Below are 23494 nucleotides of genomic sequence, written 5' to 3' on the forward strand. Positions count from 1 at the left end.
ACGGCCCGGGACGACCGGCGCCCGCCGGTCCCGAGCGAAAGGCCCTCCTCCTTGTCCAGCCTGTCCAGCTTCGAATACCCGGGCGAGTTCTACGAGGTGATCCGCAAGGATTTCCGCGACCTCGCCACCGAGACCGAGTTCCTCGCCTCGTACCTGCCGCCCGGCGGGTCGGTGCTCGACATCGGCAGCGCCACCGGTGCCAACCTGCGGGCCCTGGCCGCCCTGGGCCACCCCGGGACGGGCCTCGACCAGAGCGCCGCCTTCACCGGGTACGCCGCCTCGAAGGCCCGGGAGCCCGGCTCCGCCGCCGTCGAGTACGTGCACACCCGGGCCGAGGAGTACCGCACCGACCGGCGCTTCGACCTGGTGTACAGCCTGTTCAGCACCCTCAACCAGCTGGACCGCGGCGAACTGCGGCAGCTGCTGGAGTCCGTCCGCGGCTGGCTCGCCCCCGGCGGCCACGTCGTGGTGGACATCGGCCACCTGCTGAACTTCGTGGACGGCTACCAGCCGAACATCATCGCCCACCACCAGGGCGACGGCCTGCTCGTCACCCGGCTCGCCCGGCAGTCCGTGCACGCCCACCGCGCGGTCTGGCGCAACGAGGAGACGATCATCGCCCGGGACGGCGACGGCACCGTCTCGATGTACGCCAACTTCTTCGACCAGACCGTCTTCACCGCCCCCGAGGTGCGCGACCTGCTGGTGGACGCCGGCTTCGAGGTGGTCGCCGAGTACGGCGGCTTCCGCAAGGAGCCCGGCCCGCGGATCGGCCGCGGCCCGCTGCTGTTCGTCGCCCGTGCCGCCGCGACCGGCGAGGAGGCCGCCGCATGACCGCGCCCGCCGACACCCGCACCCTGCCGGACGCCGTCCTCGACGGCGGCCCGGCCCCCGAACTCCCGGTCTGCAACCTCGGCGAGGCCCTGCAGCGCGCCGCCGCCCGGCCCGACGCCGGCCGGATCCACCTCGTCCGCGCGGACGGCTCCGACACCGTGCTCGGCTACCCCGAGCTGTTGGACGGCGCCCGGCGGATCCTCACCGGCCTGCGCGCGGGCGGCGCCCGCCCCGGCGACCGGGTGCTGCTGCAGATCCGCGAGGAGTCCGACCTGCTGGCCGCGTTCTGGGCCGCCGTCCTCGGCGGCCTGGTGCCGATCCCGGTGCCGCCGGGCCGCACCGACGCCCCCGAGGCCGCCGCCCAGCAGCTGGAGTGGATCTGGGCCGGCTACGACAACCCCTGGGTGGTCGTCGGCGACGACGGCGCCCCGGCCGGCCGGGCGATGACCGAGGCCGGCCGCTGGCTCGGCCGCACCGGCGAGCTGCGCGGCCACGCCCCGGCCGAGGAGCTGCACCCGGCCCGCGCCGACGACCTGGCCGTCCTGCTGCTGACCTCCGGCAGCACCGGCGTGCCGAAGGCCGTCGCGCTGACCCACCGCAACGTGCTGGCCCGCTCCACGGCCACCGCGCAGGTCCGCCGGCTGGACGTGACCAGCCGCTCGTTCAACTGGATGCCGCTCGACCACATCGGCGGCCTGGTCATGTTCCACGCCCGCGACGTGCTGCTCGGCTGCACCCAGGTGCACGCCCGCACCGAGTGGATCCTGGACGACCCGACCCGCTGGTTCGAGCAGATCTCCCGGCACGGCTGCGACACCACCTGGGCGCCCAACTTCGCCTTCGGCCTGGTCAACGACCGCGCCGAGGAGATCGCCGGCCGGGACTGGGACCTGCGCAGCCTGCGCTACATCATGAACGGCGGCGAGTCGGTCAAGGCCCGGGTGATCCGGCGCTTCCTCGACCTGCTGGCCCCGTTCGGCCTGCCGCGCACCTCGATGCACCCCGGCTGGGGCATGTCGGAGACCTCGGCCGGCATCGTCGACTTCGTCTTCGACCCGGACACCACGGGCGACGAGCGGTTCGTCCCGGTCGGCCGGCCGCACCCGGGGGTGCGGCTGCGCGTCGTGGACGAGCACGACGCCCTGCTGCCGGCCGGCACCGTCGGCCGCCTCCAGGTGACCGGTGACCCGGTGTTCTCCGGCTACTACGAGAACCCGGAGCAGAACGCCAGGTCGTTCACCGGGGACGGCTGGTTCCGCTCCGGCGACCTCGCCGTGATCGAGGACGGCATCCTCACCGTCACCGGCCGGGTGGACGACCTGATCACCCTCAACGGCGCCGAGTACCACGGCCACGAGATCGAGGCGCTGGTCGAGGAACTCCCCTTCGTGGAGCCCTCGTTCACCATCGTCTCGCCGTGCACCGCGGCCGGCGGCGAGGAGGAGCTGGTGGTCTTCTACCACCCGCGCGGCGGCACCGGCACCGACGAGGCCGACCGCCGGATCCGCGACCTGGTCACCGAGCGGTACGGGGTGCGCCTGGGCGGGGTCGTCACCCTCGCCCGCGAGGACGTGCCGAAGACCGGCATCGGCAAGCTCCGCCGCGCCGAGCTGCGCAAGCGCCACGAGGCCGGCACCGCCGGCGGACCGGGCACCGGGGCCTGACACCCCGCCGCGGCACGCACCGAGCGGCCCTTGGTCCGGACACCCGGCAGACCGAGGGCCGCTCGCGCGTTCATGGAGAGGGAATGGACGATAGACGGGGGTCCGGAAGAAGGGTTTGCCTTCGAACCATGAACTGCGGTACGTGAGTTCACGGGCAACGTGGTGGAACGGAAGGAAGCCGATGGCACAACAGGAGCGGGCCAGGAGGACGTACGAGGCGGTGCTGGACGCCGCAGCGAGGGAGTTCGCCGCCCACGGCTACGCCAACACCAACCTCGGCCATGTGGCGCAGAGCACCGGCGTCACCAAGGGAGCCCTGTACGGCCACTTCGCCTCCAAGGAGGAACTGGCCGCAGCGCTCGTACAACACCTTGACGACGCATGGAAGTTGATCGAGGACGGGGTCGGCGACAGTCCGGACTCGCCGGTGGCGACCCTGAAGAACGTGACCTGCGCGCTGGTCGCCCGGCTGCACCGCGACATCCGGGTCAACGCGGCCCTGCGGCTGCTGCTCGAGGAGGCCCAGTCCTCCAAGCGGACGCCGGCCTTCGTGTCGGACGTGGAACGCACGCTGCTGCGCCTGGTCGTCCAGGCGCAGCAGCAGGGCGAGATGGACTCCGACTACCCGCCGGAGCCGGTGGCGCAGTTGATGACCACCGTGATCTTCGGCGCGCACTATCTGGGTTCGGTGCGCGAGGAGTTGGATCTGATCACCCGGGTCAGGTCGTCCTGGGACGTGCTGCTGCCCGCCCTGGGCGCCCGCTGGGTGAGCTGAAGACGCCCCCGCTGGGCGGGCAGCCTGACCCCCGCCCGGCGGGGCACGGCGGCCCGCCCCAGGGCCTGTCCGGCCGCTTCGGCGGCCGGGCGCTCGGCCCGGCCGGACGGCCGGTCAGCCGCGCCGGCCACCTCGCGGTGGGCGAGGTCGGCCAGGGCGACGATGCGCTCCGCCACCGGGCGCAGCCGCATGCCGCTCTCGGTCAGCGCGATCCGCCGGCCGCGCCGGTCGAACAGCACGGCGCCGAGCGAGGCCTCGAGGTGCTGGATCTGCGCGGTCACGCTGGACTGCGCGTAGTTCAGCTTCTTGGCGGCCCGGGTGAAGCTCATCTCGCTCGACACCTCGAGGAACGAACGCAGATGCTGAAGTTCCATCAGGACTCCTTCGGAGCGGGCCGGCGGGCACGGCGGTGCACGGACGCACCCGGCGGTCCGTCAGGACGTGGGGCCGCCGGGCAGGGCGGCCGGGCGGAACACGAGGTCCGCCTGGGCGATCGGACGGCCCGCCTGGGCCGCCGTGGCGCGTACGGTCCGGGTGCCGGGCTCGCCGCCCGTGGCCCGGGCGTCGAGCAGGATCGGCGTGCCGAACTCGCCGTACGCGTGGAACTCGACCCGCAGGCCGGTGAGCACCTCGGCGAAGGCGCCCCGGGCCTGGCCGTCGGCGAGCAGGCCGCTCTGGCGCAGGGCCTCGAGCAGCAGCACCGCCTGGACGTGGTCGGATCCGTGGTCGAAGAAGGTGGGGTGGCCCTGGTCCACCCGCAGCCGCCAGCGGGCGTCGTCGCCCGGTTGCGCGGCGAGCAGCACCACGTCGTCGGGGCGCCGCCGTCCCACCTGGGCCGGGGTGGCGGCGACCGCGCCGCCGTCCTCGGCCGGGAGGCCGGGCTCGGCCGGGCGGGCGGCCCGCAGCCGCCGGTAGAGCGCCGGGTCGAGGATCTCGCCGCCGATGGTCACCCGGGCGCAGGGGCGCCCGGCGCCGGCGTGGACGACGGTGTGCGTCCGGAAGGGCATCCGGCGGCCGGCCCGGCGCTCGGCGGGCATGTCGACCACCAGGTCGAGGGTGACCTCCTGCGGCGCACCGAAGGAGCCGCGCGCGGCCTGGCCGTCCGTCAGCTCGAAGTCGAAGCTCTTGGCGACGAAGGGCAGTTCGAGCGGCACGCCGTAGTACTCGTGGAACGTGAACATGGTGGCCTGGCGGACCGTCTCGATGATGACCATGCTGTCCGCGGTGCCGCCCGGTCCGGGCTGGAAGACCGCGTGGTCGCGGGGCCACTGGGCGGCCAGCAGGTAGCTGTCCGCAGTGGCTCTGGCCGAATCGGTGAGGAACACCTCGGAGACCGCGGCCTTGTGGACCAGTTTGCGCGACACCGTTCGATGGAAGTCGAGATCTGCGGCGCTCCGCTGCCGCGGCAGCAGTCCGGCCGTCGGATGGGTCAGCTGATCTGGTGCAAAGGTGTCCATCGCGAGCCTTCCCCCACGGGGCTGTGAACGACAGGGCACTGGCCAGGGTCCGACCTTGGGACCGAAAGAAAATATACCTCCGGGAAGGTATGTTGCCAAGCTTTGACCCTCCCCCAAGTCCCTTTCGCCACAAGGGAAAAGCGGGGGCATCGGCTCCGCGCAGAACTGCGCGGGGCCGATGCCCCCGCCGGAATCGGGGTGGGCGGGACGGTCAGCTCCCCGGCAGGATCAGGTCCAGCAGCTCCTCGACCCGCGCGACCACGTCTGCGCGGTCGTTCAGGATCCACGACACGTGCTGGACGCCGAAGAACGAGGCGACGATCGTCCGCGCCAGCGACTCCGCGGAGGCGTCCGCCGGGAGCTCGCCCGCCTCCTTGGCCCGCTCCAGCAGCAGGGTGTAGACGGCGATGTAGTCGATGAAGGGCAGCGGCAGTTCGGCGTCGGTGACCATGCGCTCGGTCTGCAGCCGGACGGCCGCCTGCGCCACCGCGTCGTCACGGAGCCGGCGCGCCGTCTCCATGGTCAGCCGGCGGACGGTCTCCAGCGGCTTGAGGTCCGGGTCGGCCAGGGCCGAGGTGGTCTTCGGCGCGGCCGCGTAGAAGCTGCCGACCAGTTCGGCCGCGAGCGCCTCCTTGTTGGGGAAGTGGAAGTACACGGCGCCCTTGGTGGCACCGGCCTCCTCGGCGATCTCCTGCATGGTGACGACTTTGAAGCCCTTGCGGGCGAAGAGTGCGGCGGCGGCCTCCAGGACCGTCGCCCGGGTGCGCAGCGCCCGCGCCTGTTTCAGGGCCGGAGCGCTCCGACCTGCTGCCGTTCCCCGGCTCCTGCTGGTGCCGCTGACCGGATTCCCGCTGGCCGCCATGGCTCAACCTCCAGGGGTGCCGGCACGGTCGTGCCGGAGTTTCGCGCGAATCATAACGTCACGAAGGTATGTTCCAAATATTCTGCGGTACGACGGCAGCCGGCCACGTACCCGTGCCCCGGAACGCCCGCATCCGCACCCCGTGGCTGCGGCCGCCTTCCGCGACCGGTTCCGGTCGGCCACGCTGTCCTCGTCGACGACGACGTCCCCGCCCGCTGCGCCGCTAACCGAACGGGCAACGGGCGCCCCGGCCCTGCCGGCGGCCGGCGTCGTCCCGGCACGTGACGCCAGTCCACGACAGGGGGAGACAACGTTGAGCATTCTGGACGATCCCTGCACCACGGCCCGGACCACCGGGCTGCCCGGGTCACTCACGTCGGCCGCGGACGCGCTCCGCCCGACCGCCTTCGGCCGGGCCTCCGAGACCGACCGGCTGCGCGGCCTCGACGCCGCGCTGGCCGAGCGGCTGGCCGGCTCCGGCTTCGCCCGCCACTTCGTCCCGCGCCGTTGGGGAGGCGCGGAGGGCAGCTTCACCGAACTCGTCGCCGCGACCGCCTCGTTGGCGGAGGGCTGTACCTCGACCGCCTGGTGCGCCGCCCTGCAGGCGGCCCACGGGCGGCTGGCCGCCTTCCTGCCCGAGGCCGGCCAGCAGGAGATCTGGGGGGCCTCCCCGGACGTCCCGATCGCGGCCGCGCTCGTGCCGCCGACCGGCCGACTGGAGCGGACGGCCGACGGCGGGGTGCTGGTCACCGGCCGCTGGCGGTGCGTCAGCGGGGTCCGGAACGCGGCGTGGGTGCTGCTCGCGCTGCCCGACCCGGCGGCCCTGCCGGGCGACTTCCTGATCGTCGCGGTCCCCCGGGAGGCGGTGACGGTCCACGACACCTGGCACAGCAACGGGCTGCGGGGCACCGGCAGCCACGACGTCAGCGTGGCCGAACCCCTGGCCGTGCCGGCGCACCGCTGCCTGGCCTTCATGGACCTCGTCCGGGCCTCCGCGGCCCCGGACCGGGCCCGCTGCCACGGCGTGCCGCCGCGGCTGGTGGCGGGGCTCGCCTTCGCCGCGCCCGCCGTGGGGGCGGCGCGCGGCGCGCTGAAGGCCTGGGCGGCGCCGCTGGCGGACACCCACGGTCCGGGCGGTCCGGCCGTCAGCCCGGCCCGCTGCGAGGTGATGGCGCGGGCCTCGGCCGAGATCGACATCGCGGCCTCGCTGCTGGCGGACGCCGCGACGCGGGCGGACGCCGGGGCCGTCGGCGACCGCGCGGTGGGCCGCAACCTGCGGGACACCGCGCTGGCGGTGGAACTCACCGTCTCCGCGGTGGAGCGGCTCTTCCGGGCCGGCGGGGTGGCCGCCCAGTGGGAGGACTCGGCGCTCCAGCGGGCCTGGCGGGACGTCCACACGCTGGCCGCCCACGGCGCGCTCAGCTGGGAGGCGGCGGCCGCCGAGTACACCCGGACGGGCCTGGCCGCGTACGCCGGCTGAGGCAGGGGTGCGGCCCGGTGCCGGCGGGGTTTCGTGCCCCCGCCGGCCCCGGGCCGCCGGCCCCGGTGCCGGGGCGCGACCGGCACCGGGGAGTCCGGCTCAGGCCGACATCTCCTTGGGCAGCAGCAGGTCGCGGGCGATCTGCGGCAGCATCTCGTCGAAGAGCTGCTGCCCGCGCAGCTCTCCGTCCAGGGTGTACGGGATGTCGTCGACCGGGATCACCAGCGCGGGCAGCGCCGGGACGAGCCGGGCGCAGGCGGCCCGGGCGGCGCGCTGGGTGGACTCCTCGCGCTCGGCGTCGGCCGGCACGAAGGCCACCAGCAGCACGTCGCCGTGGTCCGGGAGTTCGCCGATCAGGACGGCGGTCTGGCGGGCCGCGGGCAGCTCGGTGAGCGCCCGTTCGAGGGAGAGCAGCCGGGTGCCGAGGTCGGCCTCGTCCAGCTGGTCGTCGGAGGTGTGCGGCGGAACCGGCGTGGTCATGCGGGGATCTCCGTAGCTGACTGCTTGTCCAGGTGGATGTAGAGGTTGACCAGCGGCATGATCTCGGTGAGCAGCTCGCCGGTGCGGATGGTGCCGGTGGGGCTGTACGGGATGGCGTCGACCGCGATCACGTGCGCGGAGATCCACGGCACCCGGCGGGCGCAGACCGCGCTGACCGCCCGGTAGGCGGACGCCTCCAGGTCCCGGGCGACCGGGACGAAGGGCACCGCGAGCACGGGGCCGTGGTCCGGCACGGTGACCCGCAGCACGGCCAGGTCGCGGACGGCCGGCTGGTCGAGCAGCTCGGTCTCCAGCCCGAAGAAGGCGGAGTCGTGGTCGCCGTCGGCCCGGGCCCGCACCGCGCCGCTGGTCCGGCCGGTGAGTTCCAGCCGGCCCTCGTAGTCGATGACGCCGTCGTCGCCGGTGAGCAGGAAGGGCCGCGGGCCCTGGCCGTCGCTCAGGTCGACCAGCACGGAGGGCGCGGGAGCGTCCCCGTAGGCGTCCATGAGCTGGTAGCTCGCGACGGCGACCCGGCCGCGCGCGCCGGGCGGCAGCGGGCGGTGCTCGGCGTCCAGCACGGCGATGCCGATGCCCGGCATCGCGCGGCCGGAGCGGCAGGGCGACAGCGCCAGCTCGTCCGGGCCGAGCAGGGTGACCAGCCCGGTCTCGGTGGAGCCGTAGTAGTGGTGCAGGACGGGGCCGAAGCGGTCCCAGGCCTCGTTGACGATCCAGCGGTTGAGGTGCTGGCCGCCGGTGAGCAGGAAGCGCAGCCGGGAGGTCTGCCGCAGCTCGGCGGAGGCCGGGTGGGCGAGCAGCCGGGAGAGCACCGGCGGCACCATCAGGGTGGCGGTGACGCCCTCGTCGGTGATCAGCCGGCACATCTCGGCGAGGTCGTGGTACGGGCCCAGCACCACGGTGCCGCCCAGGGCGAAGAACACCCGCGCCCAGCCCGGGCTCGACGCGTGGTACATCGGGACGGTCACCAGGTAGGTGTCGTCCTCGTCGAAGGCGAACTCGTCGACCAGTTCGGCGAGCCTGCGGGCCTCGAAGGAGCGGCGGCGGACCACCAGCCGCGGGTCCCCGGCGACGTCGTAGCTCACCGCGAAGTGCTCGTAGGGTTGGGAGATCGGCGCGGTCACGGCGGTCTGCGCGGCGGCCAGCGTCGAGTAGTGCACCGGCTCGCCGGCCTGCGGGTCCGGGACGACCGGCTCGGGCGCGGCCAGCTCCTCGCCCACGCCGTGCAGGTGGACCTGCAGCACGCCCTCGCGGTCGGCCCAGCCGGCGGCGATGAGCAGCGGGCGGTGCAGCTTGCTGCTGACCACGACGGTCGGGCGGAGCTGCGCCAGGGCGTCCGCGGTCGCCTCCGGGGTGGCCTCGAAGTCGAGGCCGGTGACGGACACGCCCAGCGTCTCGAAGGCGGCCATGGTGACGACCAGCTCCCAGCCGTTGCAGCAGAGGAAGGCGGCGCGGGCCGGCCGTCCCTCGGGCAGCACCGCGGCCAGGCCGCCGGCCACCTTGGCTATCTCGTCGGCCAGTTCGCTCCAGGTGATCCGGCGTCCGCCGTCCACCAGTGCGACGTGGTCCGGGCGTTCAGCGGCGTGCCGCAGGGCGTCTTGCAGCTTGATCATCTCGAACTCCGTTCCAGTGGGCTGGAGTTGGCCCTTCTGGTTCATCCATCGGTTGGGGCGCCGGAACACCTGCCCGGCGGTCTCGCTGGGGAAGGTCGGGCTCTTCTTCGCTGCACGCGGTCGCCGCCGAATGCGCGGGCACGCGTCGGGACACCCACCCGATAGAAACAAACCTTCCCGAAGGTATCAATAGCCATCGGCAGGACCGATGTGCGGCCCGCCGACACCCCCGGCCGACCCCCGGCAGACCCCGTCCCGCCCCACCACCACCCGCCCCCACCTGCGGACACGACCGACGTGCGCGGATCCACGACGCCCGGTGCGCGGACCGGCAACACCCCCGTCCGGCCGGTCGGTAGCTTCGGCCGGGCACCGTCCCACCGCGCCCCGCCAGCCGTCCCACCGTGGAAGGAACAGCCCCATGAAGCGCCGTTTCGTCGCCCTCGCCGCCGCCCTCGCCCTCTCCGCAGGCGGCGCCACCCTCGTCGCCGGACAGGCCTCCGCCGACGACGGCACCGCGGCCGCGACGGCCTCCGCCGCCCGCACCAGCCTGCCCCCGTTCGCCGGCAAGACCTACCTGATCACGGTCGACAACGGGAACGTCTACAAGAACACCTACTCCGCGGACGGCACCTCGCTGCACTCCGAGACCGTCGCCGGCACCGGCGTCGGCGAGACCTTCGACGCCACCCTGGCCACCGCCCAGGTCGGCTGGGGCCTCTACTTCACCAACTGGGTCGAGCCCAACGGCGTCACCGTCAGCCACGTCATGAACTTCAACAACAACACCGTGAAGGTGTACTTCACCTTCGCCACGGCCACCGGCACCCGCCTCGGCCAGCTGCACAGCGCCACCATGAGCTGCGTGGCCTGACCCCCTTCCGGCCCGCACCCGGCGCGCCGCGCCCGACCCCCTTCCGGCGCCGCGCCCCGGCCGTGCCCGGGTACCGCCCCTCCCTGCGGTACCCGGGCACGCCGCCCGGCAGTGGTTGACTGGGCCCATGAGCATTCACGAGAACCTGCTCGGCGGCCCGCCGCCGACCCACCTCCCGGCCGAGCCCGGCCCGCTGGAGGCGCTGGCTCAGGGCGCCTCGCCCGCCGAGGTCGCGGCGAAGTTCCCGACGTCCTCGCTCGCCTGGGCGCAGCTGGCCGACGACGCCTACGCCGCCGGCCGCGTCGTCGAGTCCTACGCCTACGCCCGCACCGGCTACCACCGCGGCCTCGACGCGCTGCGCCGCAGCGGCTGGAAGGGCCACGGCCCGGTGCCGTGGGAGCACGAGCCGAACCGCGGCTTCCTGCGCGCCCTGCACGCCCTGGGCCGGGCGGCAGCCGCCATCGAGGAGAAGGACGAGGCCGAGCGCTGCGCCCAGTTCCTGCGCGACAGCTCTCCGACCGCCGCCGACATGCTGGGCTGACCGCCCGCCGCGACACCCCGCGGGCGGCCGCCACGGCCGCCCGCGGACTTTCCGCCGCACCCCCGGGGCCCCGCCGCCCGGCCCGCCCGCCGATCCGGCAGACTCTGCGCCGACACCGGGACGGCCGGGCGCGGCAGTGAGGGCGGGATCGGCATGGCGGAGCACCTGCGCGGGGCACGACCCCTCGTCCTGGCCGGCGCGGCGGCCCTCGCCGTGCTGGGCACCGGCCTGTGGGCGGGGCGCTCGGGCGGCCCCTTGCTGCTGGCCCGGATCTGCGACCACCCGGTGGTGCTGGGCACCGCCGGGATCGTGCTGTTCACCGCCGCGCTGGTGCGGCGGACGCGCTCCCCGCTCGTCCGGGCCGAGACCGCCCTGGTGGGCGCGGCGCTGGCCGCCGTCCTGCCGGCCGCGCAGTTCCTCGGGTTCTTCTGGAACGGTGAGGTGACCGTCCGGCAGGCCGCCCCCGGGCGCCCCGACCGCGTGCTGGTGGTCGAGGAGGCGCCGGACTGGATCGACACGCTGAGCCGGGTCTACGTCGACGACGCCACCGGGCTCGTCGAACGGCGCTGGCACCTCGGGGAGTTCACCGGTGACGACCCGTCGGCCGGGCTGACCTCCGTCGTGTGGGACGGCCCGGACCGGCTGCGCGTCACCGTCGGCGGCGAGGTCCACCTGGTCGACCTCGCCCCCGGCACCGGCCGGCCCGCCCGCTCCTTCCACCTGCGCTGACGCCGCCGCAGCCGGGCGGGCGGCGCCCGCAACCGACCCGGGGCGCGGCGCGTCTCCAGTCGTGGCGTCCGCCCGGACGCGACCCGCACCGGGCGGCCGATGCATACCGAGTATGTGGACATGCGGGCCGGTTGCGTGCGAGGGTGGATCGACGGTATCGATCCTGCAACACCATGACGGTCCGTCACGCCCCGTCGCCGACCAGAAAGCACCTCGTGCGAGCAGCCTCCGCCAGCAGGAACGCACCCGCGCCCAGCCGACGCCGCGCCCGACAGCAGCGGCGACGCCGGGCACGGCGGCGCACCGTCTTCGGCGTCGGCCTGCTCTGCTCACTGACCGTGCTGGGCGGCACCGCCTTCATGGTGCTCGGCGGCGCCAAGGACGCCGGGGCCGGCGGCCCCACCGCCCAGGCCCGGCCGATCCCGCCGCTGGCCAGCAGCGCCGCTCCGGCCGTCAAGAAGACCGAGTCACCGGCCCCGAAGCCCACGCCCAGCCCCACCCCGAGCCCGACCGCCGTCACCGAGAAGGGCAAGGGCACCTTCACCGTCGCCACCTCCAAGGGCGATGCGGTCGGCAAGGGCCTGATCCGGCGCTACCGGGTCGAGGTGGAGGACGGCATAGGCATCGACCCGCAGGCCGCCGCCCAGCAGGTCCAGACGATCCTCGGCGACAGGCGCAGCTGGACGACCGACGGCAAGAACGGCTTCAAGCTGGTCTCCGACGGCGTCTACGACTTCACCGTCAAGGTCGCCTCGCCCGACACCGTCGACCGGATCTGCGGCTCGGCCGGCCTGGACACCAAGGGCGAGGTCAACTGCGACGTCGGCAAGCAGGTGGTCGTCAACTCCAAGCGCTGGCTGACCGGTTCGCCGCAGTTCGGCGGCTCCCTGGACGACTACCGGGCGCTCATCGTCAACCACGAGGTCGGACACCGGATCGGCCACGGCCACGAGGGCTGCCCGGGCAAGGGCAAGCCCGCCCCCGCCATGATGCAGCAGATCTACGGCCTCAACGGCTGCGTCGCCAACGCCTGGCCCTACACCGCGGACGGCACCTACATCAGCGGGCCGGCCGTCCCGTAGCACCCGGTGTCCCGCGCTGCCCGGTCGCTCGGTGCTGCCCGGCCGGCGCCCCCGGGCGGGTGCCGCGGGCGCCGTACCGGCAGCGGCGGGCCGTCAGCAGCGGATCGCCGCGACGCCCTCCCCGGTGCCGGCCACCAGCAGCTCGGCGGTGAGCGCCAGCGCCCAGACCTGCGAGCCCAGCCGCAGGTCGACCGGGCCGTCCGCGCCCGGCCGGCGGAGCCGCACGAGACCGTCCGCCCATGCCGCGGCCGTCGCCGGCCCGGCCGGGGTGTCGACCGCCGCCACGGCGGTGACCTGGCTGCCGCGGCGGTCGACCGGTTCGGCCTCCGGCCCGTCCGCAGCCGCGTCCCAGCGCCGCACCGCCCCGTCGAAGCCTCCGCTGAGCAACAGTCCGGCGGTGCCGGCGAGCGCGGTCACCGGGCCCTCGTGCAGCTTCTCGGCGTCCGTACCGCCGTCCGGCCGGCAGCGGTGGACCGAGCCGGTGTCGTCGGCCACCGCCGGCAGCCCCTGCGGGCCGGTGGTGGCGAGGGCGCTCAACTCGCCGCGGACGGAGGCCTGCAGGGCGTGCAGCGCCTGCTCGGCGGCGGCCCCGCCCGCCGGCTGCCCGGCCGGCTCCGGCAGCACGGCCGCGGTCCCCTCCGCGTCCAGCAGCAGCACGGTGCCGTCCGGGGCCGTCGCCAGCCCGCGCAACGGCCGGGCGTCCGGCAGGGCGACCCGGGCCAGCGGCCGTCCCGACGGGGTGTCCACGGTGCGCACCACGCCGCCCGGGTCCGCCAGCAGCAGCTGCCCGGCGTAGCCGCCGGTGCCCACCGCCAGACCGGCCACCGGGCCGGGCCAGCCCTTCGAGGATCCCGGCCACATCGCCCACTCGGCCCGCCAGGGCGCGGGCACCTCGCCGAGCCGGTCGGCCGCGGTGTCGTCCATGCCGATCAGACGGGTGCGCAGCACCGCGGCACGGACGGCCGGGTCGTCCTCGCCGACCAGGGCCGGGCCGGCCGCCGTCCAGGCGTCCGGGACGGGACCGTTGACGAAGTCCATGGCTGCGGTGACCGCCACCGGCCTTGCACGGGTGAGGAGTTGGGCGTCGGCGAGCAGTCCGGAGGCGGAGCCGTCCTTGGCGGCGGCCGTCCACAGGTCGCCGAGCAGCGCCTCGTCGGCGGCACCGAGGTCGGGCCGGCCGTCGGGATGGCGCGGCACCCGGGCGATCAGCTCGGCCGCGGTCTCCGCGGGCCGCCCGGCGCTGCCGTCGGCCGCCCCTGGGCTGGGGTAGGCGGCCGGGTCGCCGCCGACCGAGGCCGCCCAGGCGGCGAACCGGGCCGGGTCGGTCCACTCCGGCCGGTCGAGGTCCAGGACAGCCGCCTCCGCGACGGCAGTACCGAAGGCCGCGGCCGCCGCGCCGCCGTCGGGCGCCTCCACGACCAGCCGCACCAGCTCGGACTCGGCGAGCGGCCGCAGCAGCCCCGCCACCAGGTGCGAGGGGTGCACCGCACGGCCCAGGTCCGGGACGCAGACCACCACCGGCCGGCCCTCGTCGGCCAGGGCGGTGATCAGCTCCCCCGGGCTGTGCACCAGGTGGCCGAGGCGGCGGCCGAGCAGCCAGAGCGCGCTGTCGACGGTGAGCCGCTCTCCGTCGAGCACCGCGTGCACCCGCTGCGGCTCGGGCAGCCGCTCTCCGGTGCAGGCCTCGCCGAACCAGGTCAGCAGGTGGGTCTTGCCCGCCCCGGGCGAGCCGGCGACCCGGCACAGCCGCGGTGCGCGGGGGTCGGCCAGCCAGCCCAGCAGCGCCCGTCCGGCCGGCTTGCGGCCCGCCCTCAGCGGCGGTATCCGACGCGCACCGTCACTCATGCCTGGTCCCCTCGTAGCCCGGTGAACGACCCATGAGCTTACTGAGCACCGACACCCCGACGGTCCGTCACCCCGCTGCGGCGCCGCCGCGGCCGCGGCGGCGGGCGTCAGCCCAGGACGGGCAGCCAGCCGCGGAGGTCGCTGCGCTCCCCGCCGGCGTGCACCTCGGCCGCCTCGACCGCGTCCGGCCAGGCGCGCCGGCCGGTGGCCAGCCGGATCCAGGTGAGCGGGTCGGTCTCGACGACGTTCGGCGGGGTGCCGCGGGTGTGCCGGGGGCCCTCGACGGCCTGCACCACCGCGTACGGCGGGATCCGCAGCTCGACGGCGCCGCCCGGCACCTGGTCGGCGAAGGCGTCGGCGAGCAGCCGGGTCGCCGCGGCCACCGCCTGCCGGTCGTGCGGGAAGTCGGTGCCGAGGGCGTCCGCGAGGTCGTCGGCGTGCACCACGGTCTCCACCAGCCGGGTCACCAGGAAGTCGGCCAGCGGCATCGGGCCGAAGCGCATCCCGATCAGCCGCCCGGCCTCCGCCGCGGCCGGGCCGGCCAGCACCGCGTGGAGCTCCGCGCAGCGCCGGTCGAACTCGGCGGCCACCTCGGCGGGCGTGCCGGCGAACGGCCCCGCCGCGAGCTCCTCGGCGATGTCGTTGATGGTGGCGGCCGCCGTCCGCGTCCTGCGCGCCCAGTCGAGCGGGGTGATGGCGGGGGCCTCCGGCAGCGGCTCGTCCAGGTGGGCCGGCACCCAGCTGACCACCATGCCCAGGTGCGACACCAACTCCCGTACCCGCCAGTCGCCGAGGCGGGTCGGCAGGTCCAGCTGGGCGGCGGTCAGGCCGCGGACGGCGCCGCGCAGCGCCTCGGTCTGCCCGGCGAGCGCGGCGCGCACCTTGGCCGGGTCGTACGTGCGGGTCTTCGTCGGCATAGCCAGCAGCGTACGCCGAGGGGCGGCCCGCTCCGCAGAGCCGGCCGCCCCTCGGGACGTGCGCATCCGTCAGGCGAGCAGGGCCTCGATGACGCCGGTGTGGGCGTCCTTCAGCTCCGCCAGCGTGACGGTGAACTGGCCCTGGACCTCCAGGGCGTCGCCGTCGACGACACCGATCCGGGCGACCGGCAGGCCGCGGGCACCGCACATGTCGTTGAACCGGACCTCCTCGCTGCGCGGCACGGAGACCACCGCGCGGCCGGCCGACTCGGAGAACAGGAACACGAACGGGTCCGTGCCCTCCGGGACGACGACGCGGGCGCCGTTGCCGCCCTTGAGGCAGCTCTCCACCAGCGCCTGGGCCAGGCCGCCGTCGGCGAGGTCGTGCGCGGCGTCGATCATGCCGTCGCGGGAGGCCGCGATGAGGATCTCGCCGAGCAGCCGCTCGCGCTCCAGGTCGACCTTGGGCGGCAGGCCGCCGAGGTGGCCGTGCACGACCTGGGTCCAGGCCGAGCCGCCGAGCTCGTCCTCGGTGTCGCCGAGCAGGTACAGCAGCTGGCCCTGCTCGCCGAAGCCGATCGGGGTGCGGCGGGTGACGTCGTCGATGACGCCGAGCACCGCGACCACCGGGGTCGGGTGGATGGCGACGTCGCCGGTCTGGTTGTACAGCGAGACGTTGCCGCCGGTGACCGGGGTGCCGAGCACCTGGCAGGCATCGGCGAGGCCGCGGGTCGCCTCGGCGAACTGCCACATCACGTCCGGGTCCTCGGGGGAGCCGAAGTTGAGGCAGTCGGAGACGGCGAGCGGCTTGGCGCCGCCGGCCGCGACGTTGCGGTACGCCTCGGCCAGGGCCAGCTGGGCGCCGGTGTACGGGTCCAGCTTGGCGTAGCGGCCGTTGCCGTCGGTGGCGACCGAGACGCCGAGGTTGGTCTCCTCGTCGATCCGGATCATTCCGGAGTCCTCGCCCACCGAGAGCACGGTGTTGCCGAGCACGTAGCGGTCGTACTGGTCGGTGATCCACGCCTTGGAGGCCTGGTTCGGCGAGCCGGCGACCTTGAGCAGGGCGTCCTTGAGCCCGGCGCCGTCCGCCGGGCGGGCGAGCCGCTCGGCGGTGGGGGCGTCGGCCTGCAGCGCGTCCTGCCAGTCCGGGCGGGCGAAGGGGCGGTGGTAGGTCGGGCCCTCGTGGGCGACGGTGCGCGGGGGCACGTCCACGACCTGCTCGCCGTGCCAGAAGATCTCCAGGCGCTCGCCGTCGGTCACCTCACCGATCACGGTGGCGATGACGTCCCACTTCTCGCAGATCTCCAGGAAGCGGTCGACCTTGGCCGGCTCGACGATGGCGCACATGCGCTCCTGCGACTCGCTCATGAGGATCTCCTCCGGCGAGAGCGTGTTGTCGCGCAGCGGCACGGTGTCCAGCTCGATCCGCATGCCGCCGGTGCCGGCCGAGGCCAGCTCCGAGGTGGCGCAGGACAGGCCGGCGCCGCCGAGGTCCTGGATGCCCGCGACCAGGTCCTCCTTGAAGATCTCCAGGGTGCACTCGATGAGCAGCTTCTCCTGGAAGGGGTCGCCGACCTGGACGGCGGGGCGCTTGGCCGGGCCGGTCGCGTCGAAGGTCTCCGAGGCGAGCACGGAGACGCCGCCGATGCCGTCGCCGCCGGTGCGGGCGCCGTAGAGGATGACCCGGTTGCCGGGGCCGGAGGCCTTGGCGAGGTGGATGTCCTCGTGCTTCATGACGCCGACGCAGAGCGCGTTGACCAGCGGGTTGCCCTGGTAGCAGGAGTCGAAGACGACCTCGCCGCCGATGTTCGGCAGGCCCAGGCAGTTGCCGTAGCCGCCGATGCCCGCGACGATGCCGGGCAGCACCCGGCGGGTGTCCGGGTGGTCGGCCGCACCGAAGCGCAGCGGGTCCATCACCGCGACCGGGCGGGCGCCCATCGCGAGGATGTCGCGGACGATGCCGCCGATGCCGGTGGCCGCGCCCTGGTAGGGCTCGATGTACGACGGGTGGTTGTGCGACTCGACCTTGAAGGTGACCGCGTAGCCCTGGCCGACGTCGACGACGCCGGCGTTCTCGCCGATGCCGACGAGCATCGCGTCGTTCTCCGGGGCCTTCTCGCCGAACTGCTTGAGGTGGACCTTGGAGCTCTTGTACGAACAGTGCTCCGACCACATGACGGAGTACATCGCGAGTTCGGCGCCGGTCGGACGGCGGCCGAGGATCTCCCGGATGCGCGCGTACTCGTCCTCCTTGAGGCCGAGCTCGGCCCAGGGCTGGGCGGCGTCCGGGGTCTGCTCGGCGTTCTTGACGGTGTCGAGGCTCATCAGGCGTTCACCAGCTGCTTCAGGACGGAAGTGAAGAAGCCCAGGCCCTCGGTGGTCGGGCCGGTGAGCGGCTCCACGGCGTGCTCCGGGTGCGGCATCAGGCCGACGACGTTGCCCGCCGCGTTGGTGATGCCGGCGATGTCGCGGTACGAACCGTTCGGATTGACGTCGAGGTAACGGGCTACGACCCGGCCCTCCGCCTCGAGTTCGTCCAGGACGTGCTCGTCGGCGACGAAGCGGCCCTCGCCGTTCTTCAGCGGTACGACGATTTCCTGGCCGCTGCTGTAATCGGACGTCCACGCCGTGTCGGCGTTCTCGATGCGCAGCTTCTGGTCGCGGCAGACGAAGTGCAGCGAGTCGTTGCGGGTGAGCGCACCGGGCAGCAGGTGCGATTCGCACAGCACCTGGAAGCCGTTGCAGATACCGAGGACGGGCATTCCCTGCCGGGCCTGCTCGATGATGGTGTCCATGACCGGCGAGAAGCGGGAGATGGCACCGCAGCGCAGATAGTCGCCGTACGAGAATCCGCCCGGCAGGACGACGGCGTCGACCTGGTGCAGGTCCTTGTCCCGGTGCCAGAGGGCCACCGGCTCGGCGCCGGCGAGACGCACCGCGCGCTGGGCGTCGCGGTCGTCGAGCGAGCCGGGGAAAGTGACGACGCCGACGCGTGTGGTCACTTCGCCTCTCCCTCGACGCGGACGGTGAAGTCCTCGATCACGGTGTTGGCGAGAAACGTCTCGGCGGCCTCGCGGATGCGGGCCAGCGCGGCGTCGTCCACCGGCCCTTCCAGCTCCAGTTCGAAACGCTTGCCCTGGCGGACGTCGGCGATCCCGGCGAAGCCGAGACGCGGCAGTGCGCGCTGCACCGCCTGTCCCTGCGGGTCGAGGATCTCCGGCTTGAGCATGACGTCGACTACGACGCGTGCCACTGGCACTCCCGGTGGTGATTGCGTGAAGGCGGGGGACCTTCAGACTACCTGGCATTTCGGGCCTCCCGGCGGGTCGGTCCTGGTGACGCGCGTAGACAAACGCCCCTTACGCCGCAAGGGCTCCGCACGTTCGAGCCGCCCCCGCACGCCCCTTTTCTCCGGATTCAATGGCGTCCCGGCCGGCCGGGCCGAGAACACCCGAATACCGGCACACCGGACATGTCGACCACGACTATCCCCGACTATCCGGCATCCTCGTGAAGCCGCGTGAATATCCGGAAAAAAGGAATGCCGGGGCCTTCGATTTCCAGCCTCTTTGGGTGCAGAATAGGGCGACCGGCGGCAGCCATCGGCTGTCATTTGGCACGGCATGCCCGCATGCCGCCGTGCGCGCCGCCGGCGGACGGGCCACCGGACACCAGCATCCGGCGGCCGAATTGCCCGAGAGGATTGACACCCATGGCTCAGCGTGTAGTCGTCACGCTCTCCGACGACCTGGACGGCGGCACCGCCGCGGAAACCGTCCACTTCGGTGTCGACGGGAAGTCGTACGAGATCGACCTCTCCGTGGAGAACGCGGAGAAGCTGCGGGAGGCCCTCGCCCCGTTCGTCGCGGCCGGCCGCCGGCAGAGCCGCACCGGCAAGTCCTTCCGGCGCACCGCCCTGACCCCCGACCCGCAGGCCGTCCGGGCCTGGGCGCAGTCGCATGGCATGGACCTCCCGGCCCGCGGCCGCATCCCGAAGGCCGTCTACGAGCAGTTCGCCGAGGCCAACTGAGCGTGCCGCCGCCCCGCCCCGGTACCCCTCCGGGGAAAGGGTGGGGCGAGCACTCCGATCGATGGGGTAGAGTATTTCTCGTCGCCGCAACCGGAGGCCGAAAGGCAGCCGGGAGGGGCGATCGGTGCCGAGGCACCGTGCGGACGTGGCTCAGTTGGTAGAGCATCACCTTGCCAAGGTGAGGGTCGCGAGTTCGAATCTCGTCGTCCGCTCGCAGTGTTCGAGCAACACAGCAGTAGCAGTACAACTCAACAGCATGCGGACGTGGCTCAGTTGGTAGAGCATCACCTTGCCAAGGTGAGGGTCGCGAGTTCGAATCTCGTCGTCCGCTCCGAGTACGAAGGGCTCCCTCGCAGAGGGGGCCCTTCGTCGTGCTGCCGACTCCTCGTGCTGCCGACACGCGCGGCACCGCCGATGACATTTGTCACCGCCCACCCGTGCAAGCGCACCGGCAGCCGGTGACGACACGCACTGACCCCGCGCGCCGCCCGCCGGGAGGCTGGAGGCATGAAGGACACCAGCCACTCCGGGCCGGCCGTCGAGGCCGTGGACCTGCACCGCCGTTACGGCCCCACCGGCCCGGGCGGCTTCGACGCCGTCCGCGGCCTCGACCTCACCGTGCGCCGAGGCGAGCTCTTCGCCCTGCTCGGCACCAACGGCGCGGGCAAGACCTCCACCATGGAACTCCTCGAGGGACTGGCCGCCCCCACCGGCGGGCAGGTCCGGGTCCTCGGCCACGACCCGCACCGCGAGCGCACCGCCGTCCGGCCGCGGATCGGCATCATGCTCCAGGAGGGCGGCTTCCCCGGCGACCTCACCGTCACCGAGACCTGCCGCGGCTGGGCCGGACTGACCAGCGGCGCCCGCCCGGTCGGCGATGCGCTCGACCTGGTCGGCCTCGGCGGCCGCGCCGGGGTGCGGGTCAAGCAGCTCTCCGGCGGCGAGCGCCGCCGCCTCGACCTCGCGGTCGCCCTGCTCGGCCGCCCCGAGGTGCTCTTCCTCGACGAACCCAGCACCGGCCTCGACCCCGAGGCCCGCGCCGCGGTCTGGCGGTTGGTCCGCACGCTGCGCGAGGACGGCACCACCGTGCTGCTCACCACCCACTACCTGGAGGAGGCCGAGGAGCTCGCGGACCGGCTCGCGATCATGCACGCCGGCCGGATCGCCGCCACCGGGACCGTCTCCGAGGTCATCGCCGGCCGCCCGGCCAGGATCGCCTTCGAACTCCCGGAGCGCTGCGGCCCGTACGAGGCGATCGGCCTGCCCGCCCTGCCCGCCGCGGACATCACCGCGGACGGCCGCCGGATCACCGTCCGCACCCCGCAGCTCCAGGCCGACCTCACCGACCTGCTCGGCTGGGCCGCCCACCACGGCGTCACGCTCGGCGGCCTGGAAGCCCGCAGCGCCACCCTCGAAGAGGCCTTCCTCGCCATCGCCGCCGAAGCGGCCGCCACCCCCGAGACGATCGGCAGCCCCCGATGACCACGCACGCCGCCACCGCAGCCACCTCCGCACCCGCCGCCCCGGCCACGACCACCACCGCCGGCCGCCTGCTCGCCCTGGGCCGCACCGAGGCCACCCTGCTGCTGCGCAACCGCACCGCGCTGTTCATGGCCGTCGCCATGCCGGCGGTCATGATGGTGAGCCTCAAGGGCATCCTCGACCAGCAGGCCGAGACCACCCCCGACCTGGACCTGCACGCCAACCTGGTCAACGGCGTCGCCGGCCTGGTCCTGCTCTTCGTCGTCTACTACAACCTCACCACCGCCTACGTCGCCCGCCGCGGCGAACTGGTGCTCAAGCGGCTGCGCACCGGCGAGGCCCGCGACCTGGAGATCATGGCCGGCACGGCGATGCCCTCGGTCCTCCTCGGCCTGCTGGAGTGCGGTCTGATCGGCGCGTTCGGCGCCGCCAGGCTGGACCTGCCCACCCCGGTCAACCTGCTGCTGATGGCCGCCGGCCTGCTGCTCGGCACCGGTCTGCTCGTCGCACTCGCCGCCGCCACCAGTGCCTTCACCAAGTCCGTGGAGACCGCCGGCATCACCACCCTGCCGCTGCTGCTGCTCGCCCAGATCGGCTCCGGCCTGCTCATCCCGCTGGAGACCATGCCGGACGGCCTCGCCACCGCCTGCCGACTGCTGCCCACCACCCCGGCCTTCCAGCTGATCCGGCTCGGCTGGTTCGGCACCGACGGCTCCGGGGCACCCACCGACTTCCTCGGCAGCTGGGTCGAGGCCCTTCCGCACCTCGGGCTCGGCGTGCTCTGGCTCGCCGCCGCCGTCTGGGCCGCCCGCCGCTGGTTCCGCTGGGAGCCGCGCCGCTGACCCCCGCGGCCTCCGCCGTGCCCGCCGTGCCCGCCGCACCGGAGGAATCCGGCGGCACCACCGATGGGAGGATCTGACGACCGTGCATCCGTCGAGAGGGGACGACGTGGACCTGCTGAGGCCGTCGCGGCGCTGGCGGGCGCTGGGCAAGCCCAAGCGCACCGAGCTCTTCATCCGCTGGTCCCTCTACGTGACCGGCGTGCTGCAGCCGCTGCTCCTGATCGGCGCCCTCACGGGCAAGCGCGGGGCGGACCTGCCCGACGCCGTCCGGATCACCGTCGCCGCCGCCTCGCTCACCGCCTCGGCGCTGTTCGTCGTCTGCTGCCGCGCCGGGCTCGCGCACTACCTCGGCCGACGGGCCCGGCCCACCGGCTGGCTGGTCGCCTTCACCGTCGGCACGCTGGTCTGCTACTGGGCGGTGCTCTCCACCACCCGCCCGACCGGCGACGACCCCGTCCCCAACGGCGTCGCGACCGCCACCTGGCTGCTGGTCTTCTGGTTCGCCCCGGTGGCCGTCGCCGTCCCGGTGAAGGCCACCGCGCCGATCGGGCTGCTCGGACTGGCGTCGTCCGTCCCCGTCGCCGTGCTCGCCGGCATCCCCGCCTCCACCGCGACCGGCCTGGCCGTCGGCTCCGGCATCGCCATGGCACTGATCGGCGCGACCTGGCGGGGCACCGCCTGGATCGCCGCCGTGGTCTGGGAACTCGACGCCGCCCGCGAGGCACAGGCCCGGCTCGCCGTCGCCGAGGAACGGCTCCGCTTCTCCCGCGACCTGCACGACGTGCTCGGCCGCAACCTCACCACCATCGCGCTGAAGAGCGAACTCGCCGTCCAGCTCGCCCGCCGCGGCCGCACCGAGGCCGCCGACCAGATGGTCGAGGTCCAGCGGATCGCCCAGGAGTCGCAGCGCGAAGTGCGCGAGGTCGTCCGCGGCTACCGGACGGCCGACCTCGCCGCCGAGGTGGCCGGCGCCCGATCCGTCCTGCGCGCCGCCGGCGTCGAGTGCGACATCGACCTCGGCCCGGACGCCGCCGCCCTGCCGCCCACCGCCCAGTCCGTGCTCGGCTGGGTCGTCCGCGAGGCGACCACCAACGTGCTGCGGCACAGCGAGGCCGGGCACTGCACGGTCACCCTGCGCCTCGACGGCGGGCAGGCCCGGCTGACGGTCGAGAACGACGGCGTCCCCGGGCGGGCCGCCGACCGCGACCACCCCGGGACGGGCCTGCTCGGCCTGCGCGAACGGCTCGCCGCCCACGGCGGCGGGCTCGCCACCCCGCCCGCGGACCCGGGCCGCTTCCGGCTCACCGCATCGCTCCCGCTCGACCTGCCGGCCCTGGAGGTGGCCGCCCCGTGACCGATCCCGTCCGCGTCCTGCTCGCCGACGACGAGCACCTCATCCGCGGCGCCCTGGCCACCCTGCTCGGGCTGGAGGACGACCTGCAGGTCGTCGCCCAGGCCGCGTCCGGGCCGGAGGCCCTCGCCATGGCCCGTGCGCACCGGCCCGACGTCGCCGTCCTCGACCTGCAGATGCCGGGGCTCGACGGGCTGGAGGTCGCCGCCGAACTGCGGCACGTCCTGCCGGACTGCCGGACGATGATCGTCACCGGGCACGGCCGACCCGGCTACCTCAAGCGGGCCCTGGAGGTCGGGGTGCGCGGATTCCTGCCGAAGACCGTCTCCGCCTCCAACCTCGCCGGCATCATCCGCACGGTCGTCGCAGGCGGCCGCTACGTCGACCCGGAGCTCGCGGCCGACGCCATCAGCGCGGGCGACAGTCCGCTCACCCCGCGGGAGACCGACGTCCTGGAGCTCGCCGCGCACGGCACCTCGATCGCCGAGATCGCCGAACGGGCCGCCCTCTCCCCCGGCACCGTCCGCAACTACCTGTCCTCCGCCGCCGGCAAGCTCGGCGCCGAGAACCGCCACGCCGCCGTCCGCACAGCCCGCGAACACGGCTGGATCTAGAAAGCCG

23 protein-coding genes and 2 tRNA genes are annotated in these 23494 nt (G+C 74.2%); 15 read left to right on the forward strand and 10 right to left on the reverse strand.

The features are described from left to right. Window positions 1-51 precede the first annotated feature (51 nt). From AB0442_RS22235 to AB0442_RS22245, 3 genes are all read left to right on the forward strand, one after another. Entirely contained in the window at window positions 52-834 is a 783-nt protein-coding gene (locus AB0442_RS22235) for a class I SAM-dependent methyltransferase (protein ID WP_366164740.1), read from the forward strand. Continuing rightward, window positions 831-2498: an AMP-binding protein gene (locus tag AB0442_RS22240; RefSeq protein WP_363546236.1), complete on the forward strand. Its 1668-nt coding sequence runs from the start codon at window positions 831-833 to the stop codon at window positions 2496-2498. Before AB0442_RS22235 ends, AB0442_RS22240 begins: the two co-directional genes overlap by 4 nt. Before the next feature lie 181 nt (window positions 2499-2679). After that, window positions 2680-3273, forward strand: a complete 594-nt coding sequence (locus AB0442_RS22245) for a TetR/AcrR family transcriptional regulator (RefSeq protein ID WP_344622153.1) — start codon at window positions 2680-2682, stop codon at window positions 3271-3273. Here the strand turns inward: AB0442_RS22245 and AB0442_RS22250 are convergent. The 3 genes from AB0442_RS22250 to AB0442_RS22260 all read right to left on the reverse strand — a co-directional run bounded on the left by AB0442_RS22250 (window position 3174) and on the right by AB0442_RS22260 (window position 5592). Next, the gene (locus AB0442_RS22250) at window positions 3174-3647 is read right to left on the reverse strand and encodes a LysR family transcriptional regulator (protein WP_366164742.1); all 474 of its coding nucleotides are present in this window, start codon (window positions 3645-3647) and stop codon (window positions 3174-3176) included. The two genes, AB0442_RS22245 and AB0442_RS22250, sit on opposite strands and share 100 nt — an antisense overlap. A 60-nt stretch (window positions 3648-3707) precedes the next feature. Further along, the gene (locus AB0442_RS22255; RefSeq protein WP_366164743.1) at window positions 3708-4637 is read right to left on the reverse strand and encodes a ScbA/BarX family gamma-butyrolactone biosynthesis protein; all 930 of its coding nucleotides are present in this window, start codon (window positions 4635-4637) and stop codon (window positions 3708-3710) included. A gap of 304 nt (window positions 4638-4941) precedes the next feature. Beyond that, window positions 4942-5592: a ScbR family autoregulator-binding transcription factor gene (locus AB0442_RS22260; protein ID WP_363546243.1), complete on the reverse strand. Its 651-nt coding sequence runs from the start codon at window positions 5590-5592 to the stop codon at window positions 4942-4944. A gap of 313 nt (window positions 5593-5905) precedes the next feature. Between AB0442_RS22260 and AB0442_RS22265 the strand changes: the two genes are divergently transcribed. Next, on the forward strand, window positions 5906-7072 hold the full coding sequence (locus AB0442_RS22265) for an oxidoreductase (protein ID WP_366164745.1): 1167 nt from the start codon (window positions 5906-5908) through the stop codon (window positions 7070-7072). Window positions 7073-7171: 99 nt separating this feature from the next. Here AB0442_RS22265 and AB0442_RS22270 read toward each other — a convergent pair whose 3' ends face one another. Next, a complete protein-coding gene (locus AB0442_RS22270; protein ID WP_344622158.1) occupies window positions 7172-7552 on the reverse strand; it encodes a hypothetical protein in 381 nt (126 codons plus the stop codon). Further along, entirely contained in the window at window positions 7549-9180 is a 1632-nt protein-coding gene (locus AB0442_RS22275; RefSeq protein WP_366164747.1) for a class I adenylate-forming enzyme family protein, read from the reverse strand. Before AB0442_RS22275 ends, AB0442_RS22270 begins: the two co-directional genes overlap by 4 nt. 421 nt (window positions 9181-9601) lie before the next feature. On the opposite strand from AB0442_RS22275, the gene AB0442_RS22280 reads away from it, so the two are divergent. The 4 genes from AB0442_RS22280 (at window position 9602) to AB0442_RS22295 (ending at window position 12406) form a co-directional block, all read left to right on the forward strand. Further along, entirely contained in the window at window positions 9602-10054 is a 453-nt protein-coding gene (locus AB0442_RS22280; protein ID WP_366164748.1) for a hypothetical protein, read from the forward strand. 127 nt (window positions 10055-10181) lie between these two features. After that, window positions 10182-10595, forward strand: coding sequence for a DUF3151 domain-containing protein (locus AB0442_RS22285; RefSeq protein ID WP_263104466.1), 414 nt, complete (start codon window positions 10182-10184; stop codon window positions 10593-10595). A 153-nt stretch (window positions 10596-10748) separates the two neighbouring features. Further along, window positions 10749-11324, forward strand: coding sequence for a hypothetical protein (locus AB0442_RS22290; RefSeq protein WP_366164750.1), 576 nt, complete (start codon window positions 10749-10751; stop codon window positions 11322-11324). Window positions 11325-11539: 215 nt separating this feature from the next. After that, window positions 11540-12406: a DUF3152 domain-containing protein gene (locus AB0442_RS22295; RefSeq protein WP_366164752.1), complete on the forward strand. Its 867-nt coding sequence runs from the start codon at window positions 11540-11542 to the stop codon at window positions 12404-12406. A gap of 93 nt (window positions 12407-12499) precedes the next feature. On the opposite strand, the gene AB0442_RS22300 is transcribed toward AB0442_RS22295, so the two are convergent. The 5 genes from AB0442_RS22300 to purS form a co-directional block, all read right to left on the reverse strand. Then, a complete protein-coding gene (locus AB0442_RS22300) occupies window positions 12500-14251 on the reverse strand; it encodes a hypothetical protein (RefSeq protein WP_366164754.1) in 1752 nt (583 codons plus the stop codon). Between the two features lie 107 nt (window positions 14252-14358). Then, the gene (locus AB0442_RS22305; protein ID WP_366164756.1) at window positions 14359-15168 is read right to left on the reverse strand and encodes a sterol carrier family protein; all 810 of its coding nucleotides are present in this window, start codon (window positions 15166-15168) and stop codon (window positions 14359-14361) included. 69 nt (window positions 15169-15237) lie between these two features. Next, window positions 15238-17493, reverse strand: coding sequence for a phosphoribosylformylglycinamidine synthase subunit PurL (gene purL / locus AB0442_RS22310; RefSeq protein WP_366164758.1), 2256 nt, complete (start codon window positions 17491-17493; stop codon window positions 15238-15240). Beyond that, complete coding sequence (gene purQ / locus AB0442_RS22315) at window positions 17493-18170, reverse strand: phosphoribosylformylglycinamidine synthase subunit PurQ (protein WP_030274667.1); 678 nt, start codon at window positions 18168-18170, stop codon at window positions 17493-17495. Before purQ ends, purL begins: the two co-directional genes overlap by 1 nt. Continuing rightward, window positions 18167-18427: a phosphoribosylformylglycinamidine synthase subunit PurS gene (gene purS / locus AB0442_RS22320; protein WP_199922992.1), complete on the reverse strand. Its 261-nt coding sequence runs from the start codon at window positions 18425-18427 to the stop codon at window positions 18167-18169. Before purS ends, purQ begins: the two co-directional genes overlap by 4 nt. Before the next feature lie 453 nt (window positions 18428-18880). On the opposite strand from purS, the gene AB0442_RS22325 reads away from it, so the two are divergent. The 7 genes from AB0442_RS22325 to AB0442_RS22355 all read left to right on the forward strand — a co-directional run bounded on the left by AB0442_RS22325 (window position 18881) and on the right by AB0442_RS22355 (window position 23487). Further along, a complete protein-coding gene (locus AB0442_RS22325; protein ID WP_030274670.1) occupies window positions 18881-19198 on the forward strand; it encodes an Lsr2 family protein in 318 nt (105 codons plus the stop codon). Window positions 19199-19337: 139 nt separating this feature from the next. Then, a tRNA-Gly gene (locus tag AB0442_RS22330) sits at window positions 19338-19410 on the forward strand. A gap of 46 nt (window positions 19411-19456) precedes the next feature. Further along, window positions 19457-19529, forward strand: a tRNA-Gly gene (locus AB0442_RS22335). A gap of 176 nt (window positions 19530-19705) precedes the next feature. Beyond that, the gene (locus AB0442_RS22340) at window positions 19706-20680 is read left to right on the forward strand and encodes an ABC transporter ATP-binding protein (protein WP_366164760.1); all 975 of its coding nucleotides are present in this window, start codon (window positions 19706-19708) and stop codon (window positions 20678-20680) included. Beyond that, window positions 20677-21522, forward strand: a complete 846-nt coding sequence (locus AB0442_RS22345) for an ABC transporter permease (RefSeq protein WP_366164761.1) — start codon at window positions 20677-20679, stop codon at window positions 21520-21522. The genes AB0442_RS22340 and AB0442_RS22345 overlap by 4 nt, the downstream gene beginning before the upstream one ends. Window positions 21523-21628: 106 nt before the next feature. Next, the gene (locus tag AB0442_RS22350; protein WP_366164762.1) at window positions 21629-22876 is read left to right on the forward strand and encodes a sensor histidine kinase; all 1248 of its coding nucleotides are present in this window, start codon (window positions 21629-21631) and stop codon (window positions 22874-22876) included. Beyond that, window positions 22873-23487, forward strand: coding sequence for a response regulator transcription factor (locus AB0442_RS22355; RefSeq protein ID WP_366164764.1), 615 nt, complete (start codon window positions 22873-22875; stop codon window positions 23485-23487). Before AB0442_RS22350 ends, AB0442_RS22355 begins: the two co-directional genes overlap by 4 nt. Window positions 23488-23494 lie beyond the last annotated feature (7 nt).

The sequence above is a fragment of the Kitasatospora sp. NPDC085895 genome (genome assembly GCF_040702125.1).
Classification (GTDB): Bacteria; Actinomycetota; Actinomycetes; order Streptomycetales; family Streptomycetaceae; genus Kitasatospora; species Kitasatospora arboriphila.